This is a genomic window from Virgibacillus salarius, from assembly GCF_039521925.1.
Lineage (GTDB): Bacteria > Bacillota > Bacilli > Bacillales > Amphibacillaceae > Virgibacillus > Virgibacillus salarius.
In genome coordinates, this window is record NZ_BAAACY010000011.1 from 41,416 (window position 1) to 68,014 (window position 26,599).

The 26,599-nt window shown below is 36.3% G+C and carries 28 protein-coding genes; 2 read left to right on the forward strand and 26 right to left on the reverse strand.

Annotated features, from left to right (window positions below; genetic code table 11):
• Positions 1-2: 2 nt before the first annotated feature.
• The 4 genes from buk to ABDZ84_RS02235 all read right to left on the reverse strand — a co-directional run bounded on the left by buk (position 3) and on the right by ABDZ84_RS02235 (position 5,315).
• Complete coding sequence (gene buk / locus ABDZ84_RS02220; protein ID WP_343779799.1) at positions 3-1,082, reverse strand: butyrate kinase; 1,080 nt, start codon at positions 1,080-1,082, stop codon at positions 3-5.
• A 31-nt stretch (positions 1,083-1,113) separates the two neighbouring features.
• Positions 1,114-2,208 (reverse strand): branched-chain amino acid dehydrogenase, encoded by a 1,095-nt coding sequence (gene bcd / locus ABDZ84_RS02225; protein WP_026681098.1) that lies wholly within the window; start codon positions 2,206-2,208, stop codon positions 1,114-1,116.
• Between the two features lie 11 nt (positions 2,209-2,219).
• Positions 2,220-3,134, reverse strand: a complete 915-nt coding sequence (gene yqiS, locus ABDZ84_RS02230) for a phosphate butyryltransferase (protein WP_343779801.1) — start codon at positions 3,132-3,134, stop codon at positions 2,220-2,222.
• 117 nt (positions 3,135-3,251) lie between these two features.
• The gene (locus tag ABDZ84_RS02235) at positions 3,252-5,315 is read right to left on the reverse strand and encodes a sigma-54-dependent Fis family transcriptional regulator (RefSeq protein WP_026681100.1); all 2,064 of its coding nucleotides are present in this window, start codon (positions 5,313-5,315) and stop codon (positions 3,252-3,254) included.
• A gap of 139 nt (positions 5,316-5,454) precedes the next feature.
• Between ABDZ84_RS02235 and ABDZ84_RS02240 the strand changes: the two genes are divergently transcribed.
• Together ABDZ84_RS02240 and ABDZ84_RS02245 are read left to right on the forward strand one after the other, a co-directional pair.
• Positions 5,455-5,703 carry a DUF2627 domain-containing protein gene (locus ABDZ84_RS02240; RefSeq protein WP_026681101.1) on the forward strand — a complete coding sequence of 83 codons (249 nt, stop codon included), beginning with the start codon at positions 5,455-5,457 and terminating at the stop codon, positions 5,701-5,703.
• Between the two features lie 138 nt (positions 5,704-5,841).
• Positions 5,842-7,188, forward strand: coding sequence for an aspartate kinase (locus ABDZ84_RS02245; protein ID WP_026681102.1), 1,347 nt, complete (start codon positions 5,842-5,844; stop codon positions 7,186-7,188).
• A gap of 319 nt (positions 7,189-7,507) precedes the next feature.
• On the opposite strand, the gene spo0A is transcribed toward ABDZ84_RS02245, so the two are convergent.
• From spo0A to spoIIIAA, 22 genes are all read right to left on the reverse strand, one after another.
• A complete protein-coding gene (gene spo0A, locus ABDZ84_RS02250; protein WP_026681103.1) occupies positions 7,508-8,284 on the reverse strand; it encodes a sporulation transcription factor Spo0A in 777 nt (258 codons plus the stop codon).
• A 308-nt stretch (positions 8,285-8,592) separates the two neighbouring features.
• Positions 8,593-9,888: a SpoIVB peptidase gene (gene spoIVB / locus ABDZ84_RS02255; protein ID WP_051388309.1), complete on the reverse strand. Its 1,296-nt coding sequence runs from the start codon at positions 9,886-9,888 to the stop codon at positions 8,593-8,595.
• Positions 9,889-10,127: 239 nt separating this feature from the next.
• Positions 10,128-11,885, reverse strand: a complete 1,758-nt coding sequence (gene recN, locus ABDZ84_RS02260) for a DNA repair protein RecN (RefSeq protein WP_121605067.1) — start codon at positions 11,883-11,885, stop codon at positions 10,128-10,130.
• A gap of 24 nt (positions 11,886-11,909) precedes the next feature.
• On the reverse strand, positions 11,910-12,359 hold the full coding sequence (ahrC, locus tag ABDZ84_RS02265; RefSeq protein WP_026681106.1) for a transcriptional regulator AhrC/ArgR: 450 nt from the start codon (positions 12,357-12,359) through the stop codon (positions 11,910-11,912).
• A 31-nt stretch (positions 12,360-12,390) separates the two neighbouring features.
• Positions 12,391-13,221 (reverse strand): TlyA family RNA methyltransferase, encoded by an 831-nt coding sequence (locus ABDZ84_RS02270; RefSeq protein ID WP_026681107.1) that lies wholly within the window; start codon positions 13,219-13,221, stop codon positions 12,391-12,393.
• Positions 13,222-13,239: 18 nt separating this feature from the next.
• On the reverse strand, positions 13,240-13,815 hold the full coding sequence (locus tag ABDZ84_RS02275; RefSeq protein ID WP_121605065.1) for a hypothetical protein: 576 nt from the start codon (positions 13,813-13,815) through the stop codon (positions 13,240-13,242).
• Between the two features lie 697 nt (positions 13,816-14,512).
• Positions 14,513-15,397, reverse strand: a complete 885-nt coding sequence (locus ABDZ84_RS02280) for a polyprenyl synthetase family protein (RefSeq protein ID WP_281950161.1) — start codon at positions 15,395-15,397, stop codon at positions 14,513-14,515.
• A gap of 2 nt (positions 15,398-15,399) precedes the next feature.
• A complete protein-coding gene (locus ABDZ84_RS02285; RefSeq protein ID WP_343779811.1) occupies positions 15,400-15,630 on the reverse strand; it encodes an exodeoxyribonuclease VII small subunit in 231 nt (76 codons plus the stop codon).
• 5 nt (positions 15,631-15,635) lie between these two features.
• Positions 15,636-16,976: an exodeoxyribonuclease VII large subunit gene (xseA, locus tag ABDZ84_RS02290; RefSeq protein WP_026681111.1), complete on the reverse strand. Its 1,341-nt coding sequence runs from the start codon at positions 16,974-16,976 to the stop codon at positions 15,636-15,638.
• Entirely contained in the window at positions 16,973-17,827 is an 855-nt protein-coding gene (gene folD / locus ABDZ84_RS02295) for a bifunctional methylenetetrahydrofolate dehydrogenase/methenyltetrahydrofolate cyclohydrolase FolD (RefSeq protein WP_026681112.1), read from the reverse strand. Before folD ends, xseA begins: the two co-directional genes overlap by 4 nt.
• 18 nt (positions 17,828-17,845) lie before the next feature.
• Positions 17,846-18,226, reverse strand: coding sequence for a transcription antitermination factor NusB (nusB, locus tag ABDZ84_RS02300; RefSeq protein WP_026681113.1), 381 nt, complete (start codon positions 18,224-18,226; stop codon positions 17,846-17,848).
• 147 nt (positions 18,227-18,373) lie between these two features.
• Complete coding sequence (locus tag ABDZ84_RS02305; protein WP_343779816.1) at positions 18,374-18,760, reverse strand: Asp23/Gls24 family envelope stress response protein; 387 nt, start codon at positions 18,758-18,760, stop codon at positions 18,374-18,376.
• 24 nt (positions 18,761-18,784) lie between these two features.
• Positions 18,785-20,146: an acetyl-CoA carboxylase biotin carboxylase subunit gene (gene accC, locus ABDZ84_RS02310; RefSeq protein ID WP_343779818.1), complete on the reverse strand. Its 1,362-nt coding sequence runs from the start codon at positions 20,144-20,146 to the stop codon at positions 18,785-18,787.
• Positions 20,147-20,159: 13 nt separating this feature from the next.
• Positions 20,160-20,657 carry an acetyl-CoA carboxylase biotin carboxyl carrier protein gene (gene accB, locus ABDZ84_RS02315; RefSeq protein WP_026681116.1) on the reverse strand — a complete coding sequence of 166 codons (498 nt, stop codon included), beginning with the start codon at positions 20,655-20,657 and terminating at the stop codon, positions 20,160-20,162.
• A gap of 242 nt (positions 20,658-20,899) precedes the next feature.
• Positions 20,900-21,520, reverse strand: coding sequence for a SpoIIIAH-like family protein (locus ABDZ84_RS02320; protein ID WP_080668668.1), 621 nt, complete (start codon positions 21,518-21,520; stop codon positions 20,900-20,902).
• 15 nt (positions 21,521-21,535) lie between these two features.
• Complete coding sequence (gene spoIIIAG, locus ABDZ84_RS02325) at positions 21,536-22,174, reverse strand: stage III sporulation protein AG (protein ID WP_026681117.1); 639 nt, start codon at positions 22,172-22,174, stop codon at positions 21,536-21,538.
• Entirely contained in the window at positions 22,171-22,791 is a 621-nt protein-coding gene (gene spoIIIAF, locus ABDZ84_RS02330; protein ID WP_026681118.1) for a stage III sporulation protein AF, read from the reverse strand. The genes spoIIIAG and spoIIIAF overlap by 4 nt, the downstream gene beginning before the upstream one ends.
• A gap of 10 nt (positions 22,792-22,801) precedes the next feature.
• The gene (gene spoIIIAE / locus ABDZ84_RS02335; protein ID WP_205388507.1) at positions 22,802-23,977 is read right to left on the reverse strand and encodes a stage III sporulation protein AE; all 1,176 of its coding nucleotides are present in this window, start codon (positions 23,975-23,977) and stop codon (positions 22,802-22,804) included.
• A gap of 29 nt (positions 23,978-24,006) precedes the next feature.
• Entirely contained in the window at positions 24,007-24,399 is a 393-nt protein-coding gene (gene spoIIIAD, locus ABDZ84_RS02340; protein WP_026681120.1) for a stage III sporulation protein AD, read from the reverse strand.
• A 6-nt stretch (positions 24,400-24,405) separates the two neighbouring features.
• A complete protein-coding gene (gene spoIIIAC / locus ABDZ84_RS02345) occupies positions 24,406-24,612 on the reverse strand; it encodes a stage III sporulation protein AC (protein ID WP_026681121.1) in 207 nt (68 codons plus the stop codon).
• An 18-nt stretch (positions 24,613-24,630) separates the two neighbouring features.
• Entirely contained in the window at positions 24,631-25,143 is a 513-nt protein-coding gene (gene spoIIIAB, locus ABDZ84_RS02350) for a stage III sporulation protein SpoIIIAB (RefSeq protein ID WP_026681122.1), read from the reverse strand.
• Between the two features lie 2 nt (positions 25,144-25,145).
• On the reverse strand, positions 25,146-26,066 hold the full coding sequence (gene spoIIIAA / locus ABDZ84_RS02355) for a stage III sporulation protein AA (RefSeq protein ID WP_026681123.1): 921 nt from the start codon (positions 26,064-26,066) through the stop codon (positions 25,146-25,148).
• Positions 26,067-26,599 lie beyond the last annotated feature (533 nt).

Sequence of the window (26,599 nt, forward strand, 5' to 3'; positions counted from 1 at the left end):
TTCTAATTAGGGTACGTTTTTGCTATTTCTTCCCCTCTGAGTATCCGAATAACACCAGCATTTAAAGCTTGTAGCTCATCTTCGCCTGGGTAGACAACCGTATCAGCTATCCAATTGATCCGTCGAATAATCGACTCAGTAAACGATTTTCCATGTGCAAGGCCTCCAGTTAAAACAATTCGATCAACGTCCCCTGATAACACTGCACTCATGGAACCTATTTCCTTAGCTACCTGATAAGCCATTGCTTCATATATTTCCTTTGCCTTTTCATCGCCTGAAGCAATCCGTCGTTCTACCTCGATGGCATCACTTGTATGAAGATAACCCATCATTCCACCTTGCCCTACAATCTTTTTCATTACTTCTTCTCTATAATATTGCCCTGAAAAACAAAGTGCAATTAAATCCCCTGCTGGTACAGTACCTGCGCGTTCCGGTGAAAATGGTCCCTCTCCGTGTAACCCATTATTTACATCAACTACTTTCCCACGTTGATGTGCTCCGACAGTTATGCCACCACCCATATGCGTTACTATGAAATTCAAATCCTCATATTGTTTATTCATATCATTTGCGACTTTTCTAGCAACTGCCTTCTGATTTAAAGCATGGAAAATACTCTTTCTTGGTATTTCAGAAAAACCAGAATACCTAGCAATTTCCGCAAGTTCATCGACTACGACTGGATCAACAATATATGCAGGAATATTAAGGTTTAGAGCAATTTCATTTGCTATGATGCCCCCTAAATTGGAGGCATGTTCACCATTATAGCCAATTCGCAAATCAGTTAGCATTTGCTCGTTCACTTCATATGTTCCACCCTCGATCGGCTGAAGTAATCCGCCGCGAGCACAGACAGCACTTAATTTAGATATATTTATCCCTTCATAATCAAGCTGATTAAGAATGATATGTTTTCGATACATATGCTGTTCGATAATGGATGGAAATTGGTTTAATTCATCGGATTGATGACGAATTGTTTTTTCAAAAATACATGTTTCATTATCAAAAACCCCTATCTTTGTAGAAGTAGAGCCAGGGTTTATCACAAGATTTCTAAACTTAGCTAGCAATACATTTTACCTCCGTTGTCTAAGTTGTACCTTATCTTCTACTAAGAATATGATGTCCATTCAGCAAGAATTGACTTCTAGAATTACGTTCAGACTCAATTCTCTCCTCAGCCATCCGATCAGCCGCTACATAGGTTGGAATGTTATCTCTTTTGGAAATAGCAAATACTTTTTGTAGACTGTCGTAAATGGTTTCCACTTTTTTCATTGCGCGATCATGATTATAACCATGTAATTCATCCGCTACATTTATTACACCACCAGAATTAATGACATAATCAGGAGCATAAACGATTCCTTGTTCATGAATAATATCTCCATGCTTTGAAGACTTTAATTGGTTATTGGCTGAGCCTGCAATGACTTTCGCTTTTAATCTAGAGATTGTATCATCATTAATTGTAGCTCCTAATGCACATGGAGCGTAAATATCACAGTCAACATCATAGATATCGTCCGGATCAACAGCTGTTGCGTCGAAAGCTTCAACAGCTCGATTAATTGCTTCTTTATTTATATCTGTAACAATTAATTGAGCCCCTTCTTCATGTAAAAATTCGCAAAGTGCATAAGCTACATTACCAATTCCTTGGATTGCAATGGTTTTACCTTCTAAAGAATCATCACCATATGCCTCTTTTGCAGCAGCTTTCATTCCTTTGTAAACACCATACGCTGTTACCGGAGATGGATTACCAGATGAACCTGATTCTGGAGAAATACCTGTTACAAAATCTGTTTCCATATGAATTAAATCCATGTCATGAACAGTAGTTCCTACATCTTCCGCCGTAATATATCTTCCATTTAATCCTTGAATATATCTTCCAAATGCCCGAAACATTTCTGGATTCTTATCTTTTTTTGGATCACCAATAATTACTGTTTTTCCACCGCCCAAATTTAATCCAGCTGCAGCATTTTTATATGTCATACCTTTAGCTAAGCGTAATGCATCTTCAATCGCTTCTTCTTCCGATTTATATGTCCACATTCTTGTTCCACCAAGAGCTGGCCCTAAAGTTGTATCATGAATAGCGATAATAGCCTTTAAACCAGAATTTTTATCTTGACAAAATACTAATTGTTCATAATCATATTTTTCCATATAAGTAAATAGTTCCATGTTTATTCCTCCTAAAATGTATGAGCTGATACAAGAGCTAAAGAAAGTGAATATACTTTACTTTCAGCTGAATCTGCTCGTGATGTAAGTATAATCGGTGCTTTTGCACCACTGATAATAGCTGCCACTTTTGCATTAGCATAATAAACAAAAGACTTGTATAGTGCATTTCCCGCTTCTATAGATGGTGCTAATAGTATATCTGCATTACCAGCTACCTCTGATTTGATCCCTTTTTGCTGAGCTGCTTGATACGACACTGCATTATCAAAAGCTAATGGACCGTCAATCAGACATCCTTTTATTTGGCCTCTTTGTTGCATTTGGGTTAATACAGCAGCATCCATCGTCGACTGCATAGCCTCGTTTACCACCTCAACAGGAGTGATAGCAGCAACTTTCGGGACATTAATACCAACAGCGCTAGCAACTTGAACTGCGTTTTGAATAATCTCAACCTTTTGTTGTAAATCTGGCGCAATATTCATAGCTGCATCTGTTAGAAACACTACTTTTTGCTGATTAGGGATTTCAAAAAGCGCGACATGAGATAATACTTTTCCTGCACGAAGGCCATATGCTTTATTTAATACAGCTTTCAAGATATCTTTTGTAGTTATTTTCCCCTTCATAAGGATATCTGATGCCTTATCATTTATAGAGAGAACTGCTTGCTTAGCAGCCTCATGATTATTTTCTACATGACGAATAGTCATGTCGCTATTCCATTGACTAGGTATTAAACCTATATCAGTTGCTAATTCGGTTATTTTCGATTCATCCCCAAATAGCAAGAAAGTACATAAATCTTCTTCGAGTGCTTTTTTCACTGCCAGAAGCACTTCCTTATCAGCCGCATTTACCACCGATACGGTTCGCTTTCTTCCTTTTTTTACTTTAGCTTTTAATTCGTTTAACGATTCCATACATACCTCCTATCTCTGCCCCAAATATAATTAAGCAAAAACCGTGCCAACCTACAAACAATGAAAACGCTTCAATTTGTAGTGCAACCACCTTGCAAATTATTGCAACAATGCAAATTATTGCAGGTTATTTCTTTCAATTTTATACTTATCCATTTTATAGTATAAATTTCTTATCGAAATATGGAGATCTTTTGCTGTTTTCGTTTTATTGTAATGATTTTTTTCAAAAACGTGTTGTATATATTGTTTTTCATAATGTTCAACAGCTTTTTGTAACGGTAAATCAGTCGTAAGCTGTTCGCTATGATGGGAAATACTCTCCGTCTTTGTTGCTAATTCTGGAAGGTGCTTTAGCTTAATGATTTCTTCATTCATATCCATGTATATCATTGCTCGTCCAAGCACATTCTCGAGCTCTCGGATATTACCTGGCCAATGGTATCTCTTTAATTCAGCTAATACTTCATCTGAGACAAACCGAACATTTCTCCCATAATCTTGATTAATCTTCAAAATAATATGCTCCGTTAAGACCGGTAAATCAGACAATCTTTCCTCTAAGGAGGGAATGAAAATGGGTAATCGATTTAAGCGATAATAAAGATCCTCACGAAATGTTTTCGCCATGATCGCTTTCTCTAAATTTACATTTGTGGCGGTAATTATTCTAACGTTAATTGATATTGGTTGTGTGCCACCTACTCTTACAATTTCATTTTCTTGAAGTACTCGTAATAATTTTGCTTGCATATTTAAAGAAAGTTCGCCAATCTCATCTAGGAATATACTTCCATAATTCGCTTCCTCAAATAAGCCTTTTTTGCCACCATGCTTAGCTCCTGAAAAAGCCCCTTCTTCATATCCAAATAATTCACTTTCTAAAATGGATTCTGCAATGGCGGCACAATTGACTCTTATAAATTTATGGTGCTTGCGGTCACTCTCATTATGTATAGCATGGGCAAATAACTCTTTACCTGTTCCTGATTCACCACGAAGTAAAACAGTTGCTGGTGTTTTTGCCCCTACTTTAGCTTGCTCTAGGGCTAATTTCATTTCAGAAGAGGTTCCGATAATATCATCAAAGGTATATTTCGCTTCCAAATTCCGAATAATTTGTCTTGCTCGCTTTAACTCAGTTGTCAGTGCGTGTATTTCGGAAACATCATGAAGTACACCAACGCTACCTTTCATTTTTCCATCCACAATAATTGGAGCTACATTCACATATACCTCTTTCTTTTTAGGGCCAACTTTCATCGTAGCACCTCGGACAGCTCTTCGAGTCTGAAGTACTCTCATATGCATGCTTTCTCCCTCAGAAATATCTGTAGTAGCTGGTTTGCCTATAACATCTGATTCTTCTAATCCAGTGATTCTTGTATATGCTGGATTGATCATAATCCCAAAGCCATTTTCATCTACTACACTAATTGCCTCATCAGAAGAATGAATAATCGCCTCCAACATCGTTTTAATTTCTTTTAGGTCTGTGTTTTCTTCAGCCAAATTCATGACTTCCGTAATATCTTTAAATACTGCAAAAGCACCAACTAATAAGTCATCTGCATTAATAATCGGTATTCGCGTTGTAATAACTTGTTTTTTATTTTCCAGCGTTAATTTTTGATTAACCTCTCTACGTCGATTACGTAATACCTTCGGCAACCTTGTATTTGCAATTACACTCTCGATCGACTTACCTTCAAATTCTCGTTTCTCTTTCCCTACAATTTTTTCAGCGCCTTTGTTGACAAACGTAACGATTCCTTCATTATTAATAACAATCATGCCGTCTCTTATATTATTTAAAATGAGTGCTTGATTACGCATCTGAAGCTTCACTTTCTCCAACAATGTTTCCTTCTCATCAAATAATTCGGAAATAATATATGCGACACTTCCAGGAATAACTACCGTTTTTCGATTTCGTAGCTCAATTAATTTGTCTAATACCTGATCGTCACCAGTTGCTTCAATTATTATATCAATATCCTGATGAATCCAACTTGTCCACTCCACGCCTACTGGGATGTTATATTTTCTAGCTAACTTTAAGCCAGGCGCATCTTTGTTTGTATCAATTACTGCTACTATTTTCATTGTCTGTGTAGCATATAAGATATTTAGAAGGATACTCCCACCTTTACCAGCACCAACAATTAGTACCCGCTTCATTTCATCCCACCTTGCATTTTTTTGCATAGTACTATGATACGTCAGTCTGCACGATTTAGCAAACCGATTCTCTCCACTAATTCCTTTTTATATAATCTTCTGCTATACTTAAGAAAGAGCATACATAAGGGGAAATATAATGATTAGAATCATCGCCGCACTCACATTATTCATTCCTGGAGTCATATCTGCAATCGGAATAAAGCTTATGCGAGATGCATTATTTGATTCCTTTTATCCGATTTTCATTTATACAGGTGTGCAATTTTTTGTTGGATTTATTTTATTTCTTGCTGGAATTGCCTTTATCGGCGGATTTATTATACATCGAGACCGTAAAAGGCAACGCTTAAAGCAAGAGCAGAAAAAAATAATAGAGGATGAATAAGTAACATGAGATGGGATATTTTTCCCATCTTTTATTTTTTCATCCTAAATAAACAAATTCTTTCACCTTTCGCAATGTGCAAAAAAAACTGAATTTATGTTATGATTTTAATTAAAAATATCATCGGGAGGAATTAGCGTGAAAGTAGCAAAATTTGGGGGGAGTTCTGTAGCAAATGCAGAACAATTAAGGAAAGTAGGGAATATTATAAAAGCTGATCCTCAAAGAAGATTTATTGTAGTGTCAGCTCCAGGAAAAAGATTCAAATCAGATAGGAAGATAACTGACATGCTGATTGAATTAGGTGAAGTGCATTGTAATAATGGACAAACAGATGAATATGTCTACCCTATCATGCAACGCTTCAATGAAATTGTCGAGGAATTAAATATATCAGGAGAAATTCTTGAAAGTATTTCTCAGTCCATCCAATCTATTTTGCATAGTAAAAATTCAGACCCAGAAAAAATGGATGCATTGAAATCGATAGGTGAAGATAGTTCGGCAAAAATTTTAAGTGCTTACCTTAATCATATTGGTATTTCAGCTAAATATGTAAACCCCCAAGATGCAGGTATCTTAGTAAGTAATGAACCAGGAAATGCAAAAATATTACCTGAAAGTTATGAAAAAATTTACAATCTTAGAGACAGCGAAGAAGTTTTAGTAATACCAGGTTTCTTCGGGTATACGAAAAATGGAAAATTAATAACCTTCTCTCGTGGAGGTTCAGATATAACTGGATCCATTGTAGCTGCAGGAGTCAAAGCGGGTCTTTATGAAAATTTTACTGATGTTGATTCTGTATTTTCCGTCAATCCGGCGTTCGTGAAAGATCCTCAAAAGATCACTACATTAACTTATAAAGAAATGCGTGAGTTAAGCTATGCTGGCTTTTCTGTTTTCCATGATGAAGCATTAATTCCTGCATACAAAGATGAAATACCTGTATGTATAAAAAATACGAATAACCCAGAAGCACCTGGTACATATATTGTTTCTGAAAAGAAACCAAGCGAGAAGTGTGTTGTTGGAATTGCTAGTGATACAGGCTTCTGTAGTATTTATATTAGCAAGTATTTGATGAACAGAGAAATTGGCTTTGGTAGAAAGCTTTTTCATATTCTTGAGGATGAGGGTATCTCTTTTGAACATGCACCTTCAGGTATTGATGATATGTCTATCATTCTTCGTGAAAGTGGGCTGCCAATTGCAAAAGAAAAAAAAATATTACAAAGAATTCAAGCAGACTTACATCCAGATTTAATTTCCATTCATCGAAACTTAGCTATGATTATGATTGTTGGAGAGGGTCTTGTTAGAACCATTGGCCTTGCACAAAAAGCAACAACAGCTATTGCAAGTGCTAATGTAAATATCGAAATGATTAACCAGGGTTCATCTGAGGTATCGATGATGTTCGGTATCAAAGCTGAAGACTTAGATAAAGCTGTAAAGTCACTGTACCATGTCTTTTTTGAATAAAAACACTAACAAAAGAATGGGTCGAAAGCATTTTTAGCGATATAAAACCCGAACTTTATAGATAAAGTTCGGGTTTTTGGTTTGTGGATTTTGTGGTGACAGATAGTTCATTCATCCCTCGTCAACATGCTTCGCTTTCCGCGAGAATGACCCATAGCCTCCTCAGTTAGCAATTTCTTTCGGACTCGTACTGTCTCTCTGGATAGGAAAGCCTTCAGCAACAATACCTCGCACGTAAAAAACACTCTTCTGCCTAAAGGAGTCTACGGTTATTTTGGACTACCCTAAAGTATGCTTACAATTTATTATAATAAATCGTTCAACTGGCTTTATGCTCAAGTCGTAAGTGATCGGCAACCATCGCAATAAACTCAGAATTGGTAGGTTTTGCCTTTGTAATACTTATGGTATAACCAAATAGAGCGGAAATGGAATCAATATTCCCACGACTCCAAGCCACTTCGATAGCATGGCGAATAGCTCGTTCTACTCGGGATGCTGTTGTATTATATTTTTTTGCAATATCAGGGTATAGTACCTTGGTAATTGAACCTAATAATTCAATATCATTATACACCATCGTTATCGCTTCTCGTAAATACATGTAGCCTTTTATGTGAGCAGGGACACCAATTTCATGAATAATATTGGTAATACTTGCTTCTAAATCCTGTTTTTTCTTCTCTTTACGATTCACTTTTGACACACCAGTAGATATTGCATTATGACCTTGTACTTGCCTGATTTGCTCTGATAAATTATCTAGATCAAATGGCTTTAAAATGAAATAAGATGCTCCTAAGTCTACGGCTTTCTTCATTACCTCTTCCTGTCCAAACGCTGTAAGCATAATAACATGAGGTACTTTTCCAGATGAAGAACGTATCGTATTTAATACAGCAAGACCATCTACATGTGGCATAATAATATCTAACACTAATACATCCGGTTCTAATTCCTCTAGCATTGTTAGACAGTCTCTCCCATTATATGCCGTTCCGATCACCTCAATATCTCCCTGTTCTTCGAAATAATCCTCCATTAATTGAATTAATTCCCGATTGTCGTCGACCAAACATACTGAAATTTTTTCCACAAAAGCTCCTCCTTTTATGTAGTACAAAACTTTTCACTATTTTACATATTCTACACAATTGCTAAATATCCTTTTTTTATTTAAAAAACTTTGGTTTTTTTAATATTTTCTTTAATTTACTCATGTTTTCTCCTTTTTACGATATGATTCGATATTTATAGACACTCATGTCGAAAAATATTTACCTAATTATACCACATTTAATAAAGATTGGACAAAAGTTTTCGGATTATTAGAAATAATATTGCTATATGTTAAGACAAAAAAGAAAAAGACTTGTAATGGAATACTCCATACAAGTCAAGCCTTTAACTAGCTTTATTTGTTTGTTTTTCTTTTTTATAAATATCAATACCCGCATCTTGTAACATCCACTCAAGATGAACACCATAACCAGATGTAGGGTCATTTACGAAAACATGGGTAACAGCACCGATAATTTTTCCGTTTTGAATGATTGGACTTCCGCTCATCCCTTGTACTATTCCCCCAGTTTCATTAAGCAATTCTTCATCTGTAATTTGTATAACCATTCCTTTGGTTGCAGGAAATTTTTGCGGCACGCTACTTACAATTTCAATGTCATACTCTTGAACCTGTTCACCCTCAACAACAGTCAAGATTTTTGCAGGGCCTTCTTTTACTTCATGAGATAAAGCAACAGGCATAGGCTCATCCCACTTTCCATTAGACATTTCATCGTTTAATTTGCCAAATATTCCAAAAGGGCTATTCTTTGTAATCGACCCTATTTTATGATCTTCCGCAGAAAATTTTGCTTGTTTTTCTCCCGGAATTCCGTTATTTCCTTTTTCAATCGACGTTACTGATGAACGAACGATAGAACCATTATAGATCTCAATCGGTTTTTTTGTATCCATATCTGAAATCACATGTCCTAATGCACCGTATTTTTTTGATTTAGGTTCATAAAACGTCATTGTTCCAATACCTGCTGCCGAATCTCGAATATAGAGCCCGATTTTATAGTCGTTTTCCATACTATCTAGCGTAGGCTTTAGCTTTGTTGTTATCGTTTCTTTTCCTCTTTTTAACTTGATATCAAGTGAATTGCTTTCTTCACCTGCTTTTTCTACATATGGTTTAACATCCTTCATCTTTTTTATCTCATTTCCATTTATCTCTAAGATAACGTCCCCTACTTTTATATTTGCATTTTCTCCTGGGGAAGTTTCTCCTTGCTTACCATTAACTAAATGGTGTCCAACAACTAAAACACCCTTTGTGTGTAGCTGTACACCTATGGATTGTCCACCAGGAATAACCTTTAAATCGTCTAAAACATTTACATCAACATTCTTTATTGGTAAACCTGCAAATTCATAAAATGCTTGACTTTTCTCGTAATCATTGGCATAAACTTTATTTGAATTTGTAGTTTGTATTGTTTTTGTTGAGCCTTTTAGGTCGACATTTTCTCCTAGCGTCGGCAACGTAATTGGAGCATTATTATTTAGCGTGATAATCTCGCTAGGGATCGATAAATACTTCTGAATCGGGGCAAAAAAAGGAAATGCAAACACAATAATAAGGAGCACAAAACCTATCCAAAATCGAAATTTTCTTGTCTGTTTCCCGTTCAAATTATTTCACTCTCCTCGTTCCAACCCAAAACCACTTGTGTTTTTCTGTACTCCTAATTTGACCTACTAGCATTTGTTTTAAACTGGTGAAACATAAGTGTGCTACCTAACATTACCTTTGTTTAAGAAGCTTTCGTATGTATATGTAGACTTCTTGCGGAGGGTAACAAAAATACATGTATGATATTACTAACGATGGAATAAAGTAAATACCAATGCATATAAAAAAGCCAGATATTCTATTTTCTGGCTTTATCCTTCATATTATGCTTCTTTTTTGATTTATAATTCACAGCCATTTCCAACATTTCACGTGCATGCTCTACGGCTGTATCTGTAAGTTTGGTTCCCGTAATCATTCTTGCTAATTCATTTATTTGATAATCGATTGATAATTCACTAACCATCGTATGCGTTCGATCGTTCTGTGTCTGCTTTTCAATTAATTTATGCGTATCAGCCATTGCAGCTACTTGTGGGAGATGTGTGATACAAAGCACCTGTGATTCCTTAGAAATATGATGAATTTTCTCTGCTATAGCTTGTGCTACTCTGCCACTCACACCTGTATCTACCTCATCAAATATAACACTCGTAACACCTTGATTTCTAGCGAATATCTTTTTAAGTGCTAACATAATTCGTGACAGTTCGCCACCAGAAGCAACTTTACTTAGTTCTTTTAATGGCTCGCCCGGATTCGTAGAAATCATGAATTTAACCTGATCATATCCTTTTTGATGGAGATTTATTGCATGATATTCATCACTACGGATATATTGATCCATGTTTTCATGTTCGAATGATACAGAAAATGCAGCTTTATCTAAATATAGTCCTTTTAATTCATCATGAATTTCTTTCGTTAAAGCATTCGCTGCCTTTAAACGAAGCGCGTGTAATTCTTCCGCTTCTAAATAAGCATCCTTTGCTTTTTCATTTATTTGTTTTTCTAATTTTGATAAATGGGAATCCTTATTTTTTATTTCTTCCATTTCCTCTTCAATTTTAGCCATGTACTCTAATATTTCATCAACGCTTGAGCCATACTTTTTCTTTAAGCGGTTAATTTCGCTAAGTCGAGCTTCTATTTCATTTAACCGCTCTGGATCATACTGCATAGACTCTAGATAATTTCCTAAATCATGGGTTAGCTCTTCTAAGCCAAAGAAATAATTCCCAATTTCCTCTGCTTTTCCAGCAATAAATGTGTCGTACCTACCATTATCCTGTAAAGCTGTTTGTGCAGTTGTAACCCATTCAAGCCCTTTTTGATCACCATATAGAGCGTTATAGGCTATTTGTAACGCAGCGTAAATGCGTTCATAATTGGCTAAAGAGCTTCTTTCCTCTTCTAACCTTTGATCCTCGTTAGGCTCCAAATCCGCAGATGCCAGTTCCGTCATTTGAAATTCAAGCAAGTCAAGCCGCTGTGCTGTTTCTTGCTCGTTTTCGCTTAGTTTGCGATAACGAGTTTTTAAATTACTTAATTCCTCATATAAGCGAATATACTCTTCTTTAGCTCGTCCTATTTGTGCAGCATTATACTGATCCAATAAATCAATATGATTATCTGGGTCCATTAGTGATTGTGTTTCATGCTGGCTATGAATATCAATTAGCGCTTTTCCAAATTCACGTAGTATTGCCAATGTAACTAGCTTGCTATTTACGCGACAAATACTCTTCCCATTCGCAGTTATCGTACGCCGAAGAACAATTTGCTCATCTTGAATTTCAATACCATACTGTCTTCCGATTTCATAAATAGCATGCGACTTATCATCTATTGTAAACAAACCTTCAATATCAGCTTTTTTCGTTCCATACCTGACAAACTCAACGGAACCTCTTCCACCCGCAAGTAATTGCACTGCATCTATAATAATGGATTTCCCAGCACCTGTCTCTCCGGTTAATACAGTGAGACCATCATGGAAGGTAATTGAAATTTTATTAATTATAGCAAAATCCTGTATAGATAACTCTGTTAGCACGCCATCACTCACCTCATCCCAACTCTACAGCATCTCTATAAAACGTTCTTTAATAATTTCCGAGTCTGCTTCTGTTCTGCAAATGATTAAACATGTATCGTCTCCACAAATTGTCCCCATGATCTCTTCCCAATCCAAATTATCAATTAACACACCAACAGCATGGGCATTTCCAGGCAACGTTTTTAACACAATAAAATGGCTAGCATGTTCAATTTTCACAAATGCATCCATAATTAATCGCTTTAACTTATCTAACGGATTAAATCTTTGATCAGCAGGTAAGCTATACTTGTATTTCCCGTTCGTTGCTGGAACCTTTACTAAGTGCAATTCTTTTATGTCACGTGAAACAGTCGCCTGTGTAATATTATAACCTAAGCGTTTTAAGTGATCGACAAGTTCATCCTGTGTCTCTATTTCATTTTCTGTAATTAATGCACGAATCTTTATATGACGTTGTACCTTACTCATAGGGCGCCCCCATTTCCCATTTCAAGCTCATTTACTTTCTCTCTGCTTTTTGTAGTTCAGCATGTGCCTTTTTAACTACATCTTCTATTTCGACATCCGTAACTGTAATTCCTTTTTTTTCTTTTTGCCAGCCAAAGTGTGCCAGAAATTCTATGTTGCCATCACCGCCAGTAATCGGTGAGTGAGTTATATCAAATAGATCATATGATTCACTCATAGCAAAATCAACAATGGTTGACAATACAGACTGATGTACATTTTCATCTCGAACAATACCTTTTTTTCCTACTTGTTCTTTCCCAGCTTCAAATTGAGGTTTAATTAAAGCAACAATATCACTGTTGTCAGTAAGTAATCGTTTTAAGACTGGTAAAATAAGCTTTAAAGATATGAATGAAACATCAATTGTAGCAAAATTTGGTTTACCCTGTGTTAACATTTCAGGGGTGACATATCGAAAGTTTGTACGTTCCATAACTACTACACGATCATCATTTCGTAACTTCCAATCGAGCTGATTATAACCAACATCAATGGCATAACATAGTTGTGCCCCATTTTGCAAAGCACAATCAGTAAATCCTCCGGTTGATGAACCAACATCCACCATAATTTTATTTTCAGTAGAGATATCAAATGTTTGCAATGCTTTTTCTAGCTTCAGTCCTCCCCTACCAACGTACGGTAGTAATTTACCCTTAACGGTTAACGGAGTTTCTTCATCAATCTTCATTCCTGGCTTGTCCAATCGTTCATGTTCATTAAATACAAGGCCAGCCATGATCATACGTTTTGCTCGTTCTCTCGATTCCACTAAGTTTTTTTCTACTAATAATACATCTAATCGTTTTTTTTTACTCATTAGTCGTTTCCTTTATTACTAATTTTTGGGTAGTATTCTTATTTTTAATTTATTTTCTATAACAGATATTACTTTTCCAGCGAAGAAAATAATCGAGGTTGAGGCATTTATCGCAAAAAATTTGCCTAGCGCCTTACCTCCAACAGTAATAGCAGCAACTACACTTGTCAGTAGAACAGAAATCGTTATTTGAACGGTCGATCCTTCTCCATGTCCTAATAAATTTGCCATTTGTAATACAACAATGGCTGAAGCTGTTCCACTCACTATACCTGAAATATCTCCTATCACATCATTACAAAAGCTAGCAAACCTATCAGCATTTCGGATAATGATAACCGCTTCTTTAGCGCCTGTTACTTTTTCTGCGGCCATTGCATGAAACGGTGCCTCATCAGCAGCTGTAGAAGCAATACCTAACATATCAAATACAACGCCGACAAATACTATCATAAATACAAGAAGTAAACCAATTATCCAAATAACTCCACTCAATATAGATGACGAGATAATTGAAAAAATAGCCGCTAACACAAAAGTGATAACGGCAATAGTTAGACTAAATTTAATCGATCGTTTTACGTGTGATTTCATTTCATACCTCTATTATATAAGATATTCATTCTTTTTATGTAAGAGAAGGAATGGTCATGTAAAAGGTAAAAACTGTGGCTTAGGTCCAGTAGGTTTTCCCAGTTGACTACCCCGTGTTGCCACGAAAGGCGGTTCCCCTTTAAAATCAACTTAGCTTCGTCGCCAAAAGCTAGACTGGATTACCACTTAGTCCACACTATAATCCCTTTTATATGTCATACGAACAGTCTAGGAGATTTCCTCAACAGTTCTTAACCGCTCCCTAGCCTCTTTTGCAGTGCTGATTTCATAGAGATGAAAATAAGCAAACTAGTGGCCATCTAATTTGTTATTTTAAGACTCTAATCCCCTCAGGCACCACTCAAGGCAGGCTACGCTGCATATTAGGTGTCCCTTACCATATCTGCAGGTTCATACCCCATTCCATAATGATAACTAGGCTTAGCTATCACTACAGAGATGGGCCTCCGCGGTAATCGGGTCAACGCCCACATGCCTTTGTGGATCGCCCGAAAACCTTAACTCCCAGCATAGACCCAAGGCTGGGCGCCTCAAGCCTACACAAGGAACTTCATCGATGTGCCCTTTGGCGGATTTTTAGGCCCGCCTTCAGGTACGGAGAACTGACTAGAATACTGCACCATTCCTTTGTTAGTTTAATTATAGCATATTTAAAAGGAAAGTTCTATTTCTGATTTTAATGGTCTCGTTGACTAAAATACTCCGTTAAATCCATTAACACCGATTCTTGTGCATTAGCTTTTTGTAATGCCGCTTTAGCCTTATCTACATACCACGTTTTCTTTTCGATAGCACCTTCAAGCCCTAGCAATTTTGGATAGGTACTTTTCTGATTTGATTCATCACTACCGACAGGTTTACCAAGCTTTGTTTCATCTCCCATTATATCTAGAATATCATCCTGAACTTGAAAAATTAATCCCAAATAATAAGAGAATTCTTTTAGATGCATGAGTTCTGTCCTTGATGCTCCTCCAAGAAATGCCCCAGCATAGACCGCAAACCGTAATAGTTCACCTGTTTTATGTGCATGAATTTGTTCAAGCTCCTCTAGGGTTACCGGTTGATTCTCTGCTTGCATATCTAAAATTTGCCCAGCTACCATACCTTTAGGCCCACTTGCTTCTGTTAATACCTGGAGTATTTCTACCTTTTGATCAGCAGTCAATTGAGAATCATTAGCTATTAGTTCGAAGCTGTATGTAAGCAATGCATCACCAGCTAAAATTGCTGTTGCCTCATCAAAAGCTTTATGATTTGTCAACATTCCTCGTCGATAGTCATCATCATCCATCGCGGGTAGATCGTCATGAATGAGTGAATAAGTGTGGATCATCTCTAAAGCTGCCGCAGTTGTCAGTGTAATAGCCGTTTTCTTTCCATAAACCTCATAGCTTGCTAATAATAAAATTGGTCTTAATCGTTTTCCGCCAGCTTTAACAGAATAAATCATTGATTGTTTTAACGTTTCAGGAATTTGGATGGTATCCAATTTTTCCAGAAGGGTTTTATCAATCAATTGTCTGTATTCCTGTAAATAATCTTTCATATTACGCAACACTGTCATTCTTCCTCCTGGATATGAAAAGGTTCAAGTTCCCCTTGCTCATTCATAATCTTTGTCATCTTTTCTTCTACGTGGATTAGCTTAACATTACATAGTTTAGATAGCTTCATTCCATCTTGATAGTAATCAATCGCTTTTTCTAAAGGTACGTCCCCTGTTTCCAGCTTTTCTACTATTTTCTCCAGCTGTGCCATTGCTTCCTCAAAGGAAAGTTCATTGTCCGACATTTTTATTATTCCTCCTCTACCCTTACAACATCACAAGTAATATCTCCATCCATCATCTTTACAGTAACTCGATCAGCTTTCTTTACCTGACTTACTGATTTAATAATAGTTCCATCTTCAGAATAAGAAATGGAAAAACCTCTTTTCATAATTTCTAAAGGATTTAGTAAACTTAACTTATCCAGATTATTTGCTAATCTTTCTGATTTTTGTGTGATAGTCTGTTGCATTATGTTTTGCTGTTGCTTCATTAGTTGTTTTAATTGCTGTTTAGATCTCTCCAACTGCTTGACTGGCTGTTGATAAATAAAACGTATATACAAATGCTGGTAGTTCTGATGACCCTCTCCTAAATGATTAGTCATTGATTTATTCAATTGATCCGTTCTTGTATCCAATTCCTGTTCTTTTTGTTTGAGCAATTGCACTGGATATCGAAAAGCATATGACTGTCGAAGTCTACTTAGATGTTGCTTATGTTGCTTTAACTGCTGATTTAAGTCTTTGATGAGCATTCGCTTTAATGTGGAAACCTTATCCTTTAATTCTTGTCTTGACGGAACCGCTAACTCTGCAGCACCTGTAGGAGTGGGAGCTCGCAGATCTGCAACAAAGTCACTAATCGTTACATCTGTTTCATGACCGACTGCCGAAATAATTGGAATTGTAGAGTTAAAAATCGCTTTAGCCACTATCTCCTCGTTAAAACTCCATAGTTCTTCAATGGATCCCCCACCTCTACCAATGATTAGTACATCGAATAGAGATTTTGTGTTAGCTACCTCTATAGCTTGACTAATGGACACTGGAGATTCCGTACCTTGGACAAGAACTGGTAAAACAGTAACTTCAGCGATTGGAAATCGCCGTTTAATGGTAGTAATAATATCTCGAACCGCTGCTCCTGTAGGCGAAGTAATAACACCAATATGAGTAGGTATCTCAGGTATTGGTTTCTTGTGGTGTTCATTAAAATATCCTTGTTTCTGTAGCTTTTCCTTTAGCTGCTCAAACGCTACGTATAAAGCTCCGATCCCATCAGGTTCCATTTGCTGAATATATAACTGATACTGTCCGTAGGCTTCAAACACACTAATTTCGCCTTTAATTAAAACGTTCATTCCATTTTCTGGAGTGAATTTCAACCTTCGATTATTCCCAGCAAACATAACAGCTTGTATTCTCGATTGATCATCCTTGATGGTTAAATACATATGTCCTCTTGAATGATGCTTAAAATTAGAAATTTCCCCGCGCAGCCAAACATCACTTAAATGCGGATCAGTGTCTATTTTTCGCTTTATATACTTTGTAAGCGCAGTAACTGTTAAATACTTATCATTCACAATTTCTCTAATCCTTCAGCTGCTTTTATTGTATTTTTTAAAAGCATTGTAATTGTCATTGGACCTACACCTCTGGGAACAGGAGTGATGAATGCCGCTTTTTCTTTTGCGCTTTCGAAATCTACATCTCCAGTTAATGAGCCATCCTCCAACCGATTTATACCGACATCGATGACCGTCGCACCTTCCTTTATATCGTTTGCATGAATAGCATTTGGCCTTCCAACAGCAACAATCAAGATATCCGCTTGTTTTGTAAACTGCTGTAAATCCTTCGTTCGAGAATGACAATATGTAACAGTAGCATTTTCATTTAATAATAACTGACCGACAGGCTTACCAACAATATTACTTCTTCCAATAATAACAGCATGTTTTCCTTCCATTGGAATATGTTTTGATTGGAGCATTGTCACTATTCCAAATGGGGTGCAAGGTAAAAATGTATTCATACCAGCCATCATTCTTCCAATACTTATAGGATGAAATCCATCTACGTCTTTATTAGGGTGTATTGTCTCAATAATTTGTTGTTCACGGATATGAGTGGGAAGTGGTAGCTGAACAAGGATACCATGTACCGCCGAATCTTGATTGAGCCTTTCAATCAGTGCTAGTAATTCTTCCTCAGTAATAGAAGTTGGCAACTCAATTAAATCCGAGGATATCCCTGTTTCCCTACAAGCTTTTTCTTTTCCGTTAACATATGATTTAGAAGCTGGATTATCACCAACTAATACAACGGTTAAATGTGGATATATTCCTTGCTTTTTTAGCTCTTCTACCTCTACTTTCATTTCATTTCGGAGTTCATCGGCTAACGCTTTTCCATTGATTATTTCTGCAGTCATTCACGACATCCCCTTCGTTTATTGAACAAATTTTGATAGAACACCATTTATAAATTTTCCTGAGTTATCATCTCCATATGTATTTCCTAGCTCAATTGCTTCGTTAATGGAAACATTATCAGGTATGTCCTCTACATAGCTGATTTCAAAGATAGCAATACGTAATATTGTTTTTTCAACAGACGCTATTCGATCTATCGACCAATTTTCTAGCTTCTCTGAAAGCATTTTATCAATTTCTTCCTTATTTCTTGCCACACCTTCTACGAGCATGGTTAAAAAGGCATCTTTCGTCTCATTTTCAAGAAAGTGCTCCATAGCCTCGGCTGGTTTATTGTCATTTACATCTAACTGAAACAATATTTGAAATGCCTTTTCTCTTGCTGTATGTCTGTTCATTGCTTATAGCTCCTTTTAACATATCTCTTACAAATCATAACATGATTATATCACCAATGCTAGAATCAACATTAAGACTGAATACCATGCTAATTATCAAAAAAAAGAGGTCAAAAAAGGATCTAATATTCCTTTTGACCTCTCTTCTTATTCATCTACAACGTCTGTTCCTTCCATTTGTATCCCTACAACATGAACGTTAATTTCATCAATTTCTAAAGCTGTCATATTTTTCAGCGTCTGTCTAATATTCGTTTGTAGCATTTGTGCAACCTGGGGGATAGATACACCAAAGTTTAAAATAACAAATAAGTCGATTAAAATTCCATTATCTGTTAATTCCACCTTTACCCCTTTACTATGCGCTTTCTTACCAAATCTTTCAGCCACTCCAGAGGCAAAATTACCACGCATCGCGTATAAACCATCTACTTCAGTAGCCGCTATACCTGCAATAACTTCAATAACTTCGGGAGCAATTTCTACTTTTCCTAAACGATCATCACTCACATTTAGTAATGGTTGTTCACTCATTTGCTCACTCCTTTTAGTCTATGTTTATTCCGTTTTGTCTTGTACTATTGGATTTTCTTCTAAGAACTTTGTATTAAAGTCCCCGTTGATGAATACTTCATGATCCATAATTAAACGATGAAATGGAATAGTCGTATAAACACCTTCCACAACAAATTCATCTAGCGCCCGTTTCATTCGTTTAACTGCTTCCTCTCTTGTTTTTCCATAGGTAATTAATTTCGCAACCATAGAATCATAATACGGAGGAATTCGATAATCAGAGTATACAGCAGAGTCTACTCTCACTCCTAATCCACCTGGAGGTAAATACATTTCAATAGTTCCTGCTGACGGCATAAAGTTTTTAAATGGATTTTCTGCATTAATTCGACATTCAATTGCCCAGCCTTCTAGTGTTACATTGGATTGCTTTATGGATAGCTCTTCATTATTAGCGACTTTAATCTGCTCTTTTATTAAATCAACTCCAGTGACCATTTCGGTAACCGGATGCTCTACTTGAATACGTGTATTCATTTCCATAAAATAAAAGGCATTACTTGTCCGATCAAAAATGTATTCAATAGTTCCCGCACCTTCATAACCTACAGCACGTGCAGCTTTCACAGAAGCTTCTCCCATCTTCTTCCTTATTTCAGGTGTTAACGCAGGAGAAGGTGATTCTTCAACTAACTTTTGCAATCTTCGTTGGATTGTACAATCTCTCTCTCCTAAATGAATAACATTTCCGTGTCTATCTGCTAGTACTTGTATTTCCACATGGCGAAAGTCTGCAATATATTTCTCAATGTATACACCAGCATTACCGAAAGAAGTTTCTGCCTCTTTCTGTGTAACCTCAATACCTTTTAGTAATTCCTCTTCCGATCTTGCTACTCGAATACCTTTACCACCACCACCAGCAGTGGCTTTAATAATGACGGGATAGCCAATTTCATTGGCAACCACTTTTGCTTCTTCTTCATTTTCAATGATACCATTAGAACCAGGTACAATTGGAACGTTTGCTTCGTCCATTGTTTTTCTAGCTACGTCCTTAATACCCATCTTTTGTATTGCTTCGGGAGTTGGTCCTACAAACGTAATATTGCATGCTCGGCAGATCTCAGCAAAGTCTGCATTTTCAGCTAAGAAACCATATCCAGGGTGGATAGCATCCACTTCTGTTAATATCGCAACACTCATTATATTGGTGAAATTAAGATAGCTGTCTTTACTTTGCTTCGGTCCGATGCAATATGCTTCATCTGCTAATTGAACATGTAGTGCTTCACTATCTGCTTCGGAATAAACCGCTACCGTTTCAATATCTAATTCTTTGCAGGCTCGAATAATCCGGACCGCTATTTCTCCTCTGTTAGCAATTAACAGTTTTTTAATCACTCTTTACATCCCCTTACTTAGTGTTTACACGGAATAATGGCTGACCATACTCAACTAGCTCACCATTTTCAACCAATATTTCAACGATTTCTCCTGAAACTTCTGCTTCGATTTCATTAAATAATTTCATGGCTTCAACAATACAAACAACCGTTGACTCATCTACTTTACTTCCTTTTGATACAAACGCATCTTTTTCAGGAGATGGGGCAGTGTAAAAAGTACCCACCATCGGAGATACAATTTCATGATCATAAGCTACAGCTTGACTTTGTTCTGATGTAACTTCGTTTTCAACTGGTTCATTCTTAATATTTGCCTTTACATCTGATTGTTGTACGTTCTCTACCTTAGTAGTCGGCTGTATTTGATTATCCTGAACGGATACAGGATTTTTTTGACTAGATTTTTTCAAAGAAACCGTCGTACCGTTCGTTTCATACGTAAATTCTTCTATTGATGATTGATCAATTAACTTTATAATTTCTTGTATTTCTTGTACGTTTAACATTACTGCTGGCACCCTTTCGTCTTCAAGCTTATTATTAGGTACTAATAACTCCTCTTAATATTTTACGACAAGTCCAATATAAACTTCAAGGTTTAACCTTAAAAGACAGATGTAAAAATGACCTTCCGATATCTTCTCTATTATAGCAATACTCAATAATTAAAGCGAATACAAGGGTGCTTCGTCCATGACAAAAGCAAAGAATCCGAGCAATGGTTTATTGCCCGGATCTCTTCGCTTACTTACTCTTGATCTTCTTTACTTTCCTTATTCTCATCTGCATTTTCTTCAGTTGCTTGGCTATTCTCAGACGGAACAAATGATACATCTACGTCTTCATAGCCTATTTCATCTCGAACCATTTGCATAATAGAAACTGCTTGTGATTTAGGCAACTTTTCCTCAACCTTCAATTGAACGACAACTTTCTCATCGTCTTCCATCGTTCTTACTAAGACATCCTCATAGTTAGCGGAAGCTAAAATACTATCCTCTAAAATTTTTTCTTTTGAAGACAAATTTTCTAATACATCAATTTCTTCAAGAGCCTGTTCCTTTTCTGTAGGCGTAGATGAGCTGGAAGCTACAATATCTGTTAACCGCTCTTTCTGTGCACTTCGATTATCTTCTAATTCCATTCGTAGTGAAGTGAAAAGTTGATCTTCTCCCAAATTCGATATTTCATCTACTTTGGCATCCCCTTCCGTTTCATTAGAATCTGTTGGAACAGCTTCCTCATCATTGTCTTGTCCATTATTGACATATGCTATATCCTCGCTGTCTGGTGATGTCATATAATACACACTTAATACAATCATCAGACTTAACATCGTAAGTAACCAAACTGTTTGTTTTTTTAACATAAAATAATTCCTCCTTTAATTCTTTGGCATTACGGATACTCTGTGTGTCGGTACATCAAGTACTCTAGAAACTGCCTCTACAATCCATTTTTTAACGCTTGCATGGTCAGCACCCTTAGCTACAACAAAAACACCACGTACTTCTGGTTTTTTTGTTTGTATTAGTAACGGAACTTCTTTTTCACCTTGCCTTACCAGTACAGTTTGTGCCTCTTCGGTCGAGTCTTCTACTTCTCTTGTACCGCCATTTTTATCAGATTCCTTTGTTGTTTGTTGCCCTTTCACGAGGTTTTTCTCATAGACTTTAATATTCGTAGATTCTAAATTAACCATGACCTCTGCTTCCGATACGCCTTTTATTTTGTTTAACAGCTCCTGTAGGTCCTTTGTATAAATCGTTTCCAGTTCTTCCATGTCAGAGGTAGTAGCTGATTTGTTTGAAGCAGTTTCTTTGGCAGGTTGTTCCATTGGTTGTTCTATTTGCTGTTCCAATTGCTGTTCCTCAGCCGTTTCTGGTGAAGAAGAAAATATATTTCCAACGATGAGCAACAAGATACCTGCTAAAGCTAAAATAATAATGTATCCCAATTTTTTTGGTGGGTGCTTTTTTGTGCCGTCTGATTTTTGGAATAATTTTTCTATTTTTTCTTTCAAGGTGCCCCTCCCTCCCATTGCAACGTTACTTTTTTGTTATCGAGCTCCCATACCTCTCTTAACAATGCTTGTATTTGTTCCAACTGCTCATCTTCGTTTGTGTTATCAGGGTTGTCCGTATCAATTACAACATCATCAACTATACTCACTGCTCCCTCCCCATCTTTTGATTCTCTTAGATAAACAATGACTTCATCCAAGTTTTTGAAGGTCATCTCCTGTTGGTTACCAAATTGGAACTTAATATCCGTTATCTCTACTTGATATTCTTCCTGAAGTGGTTGTTCAGCATATTCTTTTAATTGGACAGCCATTTGTTCTAAAATATATGCATCTTGTGCGTCTTCTATTTCATTTTTTTGTGATTCAATTAAATTTTCCATTGATTTTCCTTCCGTAGTTTCCTGTTCAAACTGTGCTACAGAGGCTTCTAACGCCTGATTAATATCAATCTGAAATATATAAAAAATTGGTTTTAATAAAATTAAAATTAAGATTAAACCAACTACTAATTTAATATATTTTTTCATGGAATTAGAGGGAACTAGTAAATCAATAATAGCCGCTAAGAGTAAAAACAAAATTATTTGTGTTACCCATTGGATTAATACCTGCATGTTCGTCCCCCTATCGTAAAAGCAATGTCAAATTACTTGCTACCACAATAATTACAATTGCTAGAAAAAACATAAATGATACAGCTAGCAAACACGCTAAGATAAATACAATGTATTTACTTATTGTGTTTAAGGTAGTGATGACTGGTCCATCTCCAATTGGTTGTAATACTGCTGCAGCTATCTTATATATAATCGCAATTGCAAAAATTTTTAAGGCAGGGAATAGTGCAATAAATAATATAATTAAAACACCTACGATGCCAATCGCATTTTTTAATAGTAAGGACGCACTTAATATCGTATCTGCAGCATCTGTGAAGGTACGTCCTACTACAGGTATAAAATTTCCTGTAATAAACTTCGCTGTTTTCATAGCGACACCATCTTGTATAGCACTGGCCGCTCCTTGTACAGACATGACACTTAAAAAGATGGTTAAAAAGATACCAAGTGCACCTAAACTTACCGTTTTGAATAAGTTTGCCAAATGGGTAACCTTATAATTTTCATTCAGACTGCTTACAATAATTAATAGTGCTGATAGAAATAATAAAGGCAATATAAATGTTGAAATTAATAATCCGCATGCGTGAATTAAAAAGATAATAATTGGATGAAAAAATGATACGGCAACCACATTTCCAAAAGTTGCCATCAAACCTAAAACTAGTGGTAAAAGTGCAATCATAAAGCTACTCATTGTATCAATAGCATCTTTTGCATAAGATACTGCGGAATAAAAGCTATTTAACGCTAAAAAAATTAACACGATATAGACGACAAAATACGCTATTTTACTCACCGTACTCTTTTCAAATGCATTATGCATGGTTTGCAACATGATAGAAAAGAGTGTAAGCATGAATAGAGAACCGAGTAATTTACCATTAAGTAGCAATTCATGAAAGAGAAATTCTACGAGTCCTATTAATGTATTTTTTAGCGAAAACGAACCCTGGTCTTTAATAAATTCGTAAACACTAGTTTTCTCTAATTCAGGAAGATAACCACCGTAATCTTGTACTAGTTCCCCCCAATATTTCTGTACGCCTTCCAATGAGATGTCATCTAACATTCCGTCTTGAACATCATGAATATTCGGATTCGCTGAAATAGTAGCTTGTCCCAGAAAGAAAAAGAAAAAAGCAAATAGAAGGATACGGAATTTTTTATGATGTTTCATCCACCATGAATACTCCTTTCTGGGTTATGTTAGGTTGCTGGTAAAAAGCGTAATATAGCCTCAATTACAGCTGTAATTATTGGAACAGCAAGCAATAGAATAAATATTTTACCTGCAAGTTCAATTTTGGAAGCGACAGATTCGAGTCCGGCATCTTTGGTGATACTTGCACCAAGCTCAGCAATATAAGCTATCCCGATAATTTTCAAAATTGTTTCTAAATACATTCCATCCACTTGAGCTTTCGTACCTAGTGTTTGAATTAATTGAAAGATAGAACCGATTTGTTGAATAATGGATAAAAAAATGATGACACCAGTGATGACAATTACAAAGAATGCAAATGTTCGATTAATATCCTTTAAAATAATATAGAGAATACTAGCTACTATGCCCAATGTTACAATTTGTAAAATATCCATATGATGTTACCCTTGGTAAAGAAATACGGATTTGATCTGCTGAAAAAGATCAGACAAACCGTTTATTACTAAAACTAGTACGATAATGAAACCAATTAGCGTTGCAAATTGAGCAATTTCCTCTTTTCCCATTTGTTTCAATATCGTATGGATTAGGGCTACAATTATCCCTATTCCCGCTATTTGAAATAAGATAGAAGCATCTGTAAACATCGGGTTAACTCCTTTCAACTATAGAAGCAGTAATACAACAAATATGCCACATAATACACCTAGGCTTTTAGTCATTTTTCCGTATTTTTGATAGTAATCCCTTGCATTTTCTAGCTCGCGATCTAAATGATTAGCTGCTAGCTGAATATGCTTTTGCTGTTGAAGAAAATCATGCTGACCTAATGTTTGGCCAAATTGTAATAATATTTCTTTTTCGTTATTTCCTAGACTGGAAATGTCCATTAAATCGTCTAAGGATTTCTGCCAAACAACATAAAAATCCTTACTATCTTTATTCATATTTTTATACAATTGGTCAAAAAACGAATGAATTGGAAAAGGTGTTTGTTTTTTTATGGATTCAAACGCATCTTGTAAAGGTAATTGACTGTACATCATTTCTGCCTCTAATATTTGTAGTGCATTTTTAACTTGTCTTATATGCTTTGGCCGATTTGCTAGTCGATTACTCCATTCAAATCCAATCCAAGTAGTTGTTCCTATAAATAGAAGTGCCCCTATCCATTGCATAATTACCCTCCCATTTTCTTTCTTAATATGCTATTTCCATAAGCATCATATATATGCTGAAAACTTCCTGGAGAGGAGGTACGGTCCAGCAAGATAATTCTTTGAAATATTTCTTGCTGTAAAAGCGCTTGAATAGAAGGACGACGGTTTAATTCGTCAAGTGTTTGTCCATGAATACTACATATCACTACTACCCCTGCATTAATTGCTTCTAGTAAAGCATCCACATCCCTCTTACCGCCAATTTCATCAACAACTAGTATTTGTGGTGACATCGAACGTATCATCATCATCATACCCTCTGCTTTTGGGCATGCGTCCATCACATCAGTTCGTGGTCCTATATTATGTTGCGGCACTCCTTTAATCGAAGCGGCTATTTCTGAACGCTCATCTACAACACCTACTTTTTGTGGAGGAATATGCGTCCAGCCTGACGAGATAATGCGTGTAATATCACGAATAAGTGTTGTCTTTCCAGTTTGTGGAGCTCCAACAATAAGTGTATTTAAGTAACCTTGTTGATAGAGGTATGGGACTACCTCTGAAGCTGCACCTATCTTTTCTTTGGCAATTCTGATATTTAAAAAGGTGATATACTGAATTGCTTTAACCGAGCCATTTATTGTATTAACTCTGCCTGCTAATCCAACCCGATGTCCACCTTCTATCGTCATATAACCTTCTCTTAGTTCATCTTCCATTCGATATAAAGAAAATTCACTTAGTTGATTAATCATGTGAACAAAATCACCTTTAGTTGGAATTGGATGATAGACTGTTTTATGCGTTGCATGAAATATAAGCTCTACAGGTTTATTCAGCCGTAAGCGAATTTCTTCTAATTCATCCCACCTTCTCCCAACTTTTCTACTGACTTCATTTCTTATTTGTTCCGGGAATAAACGCAATACTTCCTCCATCATCTTCCCTCACTTTTCTATATTGCTTACTAGTAAATGTATGCGCTATTGGACAAATTATGACCTATTTAAAAGTAGTTCAATAAGGGTTAAGGTAGTAGGTTCTAGTAAAACTATTAAGCATTCCGCTACGTCGATCTTTTTAACTTTAATAGTTGTATCTATTGAGGACAAACAAATCTTAACTTTTTCATTCAAGAACAAAAAGGTAAGCGCCCGATTAGAAACGTAGCGGCTGGAGCGAGTCAACGGAGATAAAGGAAACACGGTGAGCTTGCAAGCCAACGATGACTTAGATGAGGACGATTTATGAATTAGCCTTGTTTCTAGGTGCTGGAGCTGGACGCGGCTCAACACGCCCATAATTTTCCACATGGGCAAATTGTATAGTTTCCTAAACTATTATAAAAAACTGAGCAAAATTCGCTCAGTCCTTATCACTAAATGCTCAGATTTACGCTTTCTCTGGGGCTGGGACAAAACCCAGTAACTGAAAAAAGTGGTACGCCAATTTAGGGCGTATCACTTTTTTT

Coding starts and splice junctions, on each gene's coding strand:
- bcd (WP_026681098.1), bottom strand. CDS start 2,208: ATGGAACTATTTACTTATATGGAAAAATATGATTATGAACAATTAGTA.
- ABDZ84_RS02240 (WP_026681101.1), top strand. CDS start 5,455: ATGATTAGAATCATCGCCGCACTCACATTATTCATTCCTGGAGTCATA.
- spoIIIAF (WP_026681118.1), bottom strand. CDS start 22,791: ATGCAGGTATTAATCCAATGGGTAACACAAATAATTTTGTTTTTACTC.
- accB (WP_026681116.1), bottom strand. CDS start 20,657: ATGTTAAACGTACAAGAAATACAAGAAATTATAAAGTTAATTGATCAA.
- ABDZ84_RS02285 (WP_343779811.1), bottom strand. CDS start 15,630: ATGTCGGACAATGAACTTTCCTTTGAGGAAGCAATGGCACAGCTGGAG.
- ahrC (WP_026681106.1), bottom strand. CDS start 12,359: ATGAGTAAGGTACAACGTCATATAAAGATTCGTGCATTAATTACAGAA.
- spoIIIAE (WP_205388507.1), bottom strand. CDS start 23,977: ATGAAACATCATAAAAAATTCCGTATCCTTCTATTTGCTTTTTTCTTT.
- spoIIIAB (WP_026681122.1), bottom strand. CDS start 25,143: ATGCAATGGATAGGGGCACTTCTATTTATAGGAACAACTACTTGGATT.
- spoIIIAD (WP_026681120.1), bottom strand. CDS start 24,399: ATGGATATTTTACAAATTGTAACATTGGGCATAGTAGCTAGTATTCTC.
- spoIIIAA (WP_026681123.1), bottom strand. CDS start 26,066: ATGGAGGAAGTATTGCGTTTATTCCCGGAACAAATAAGAAATGAAGTC.
- ABDZ84_RS02305 (WP_343779816.1), bottom strand. CDS start 18,760: ATGAGTGAACAACCATTACTAAATGTGAGTGATGATCGTTTAGGAAAA.
- folD (WP_026681112.1), bottom strand. CDS start 17,827: ATGACTGCAGAAATAATCAATGGAAAAGCGTTAGCCGATGAACTCCGA.
- ABDZ84_RS02320 (WP_080668668.1), bottom strand. CDS start 21,520: ATGTTAAAAAAACAAACAGTTTGGTTACTTACGATGTTAAGTCTGATG.
- ABDZ84_RS02270 (WP_026681107.1), bottom strand. CDS start 13,221: ATGAGTAAAAAAAAACGATTAGATGTATTATTAGTAGAAAAAAACTTA.
- ABDZ84_RS02235 (WP_026681100.1), bottom strand. CDS start 5,315: ATGAAGCGGGTACTAATTGTTGGTGCTGGTAAAGGTGGGAGTATCCTT.
- spoIIIAC (WP_026681121.1), bottom strand. CDS start 24,612: ATGTTTACAGATGCTTCTATCTTATTTCAAATAGCGGGAATAGGGATA.
- nusB (WP_026681113.1), bottom strand. CDS start 18,226: ATGAACAGACATACAGCAAGAGAAAAGGCATTTCAAATATTGTTTCAG.
- ABDZ84_RS02275 (WP_121605065.1), bottom strand. CDS start 13,815: ATGAAATCACACGTAAAACGATCGATTAAATTTAGTCTAACTATTGCC.
- yqiS (WP_343779801.1), bottom strand. CDS start 3,134: ATGGAATCGTTAAACGAATTAAAAGCTAAAGTAAAAAAAGGAAGAAAG.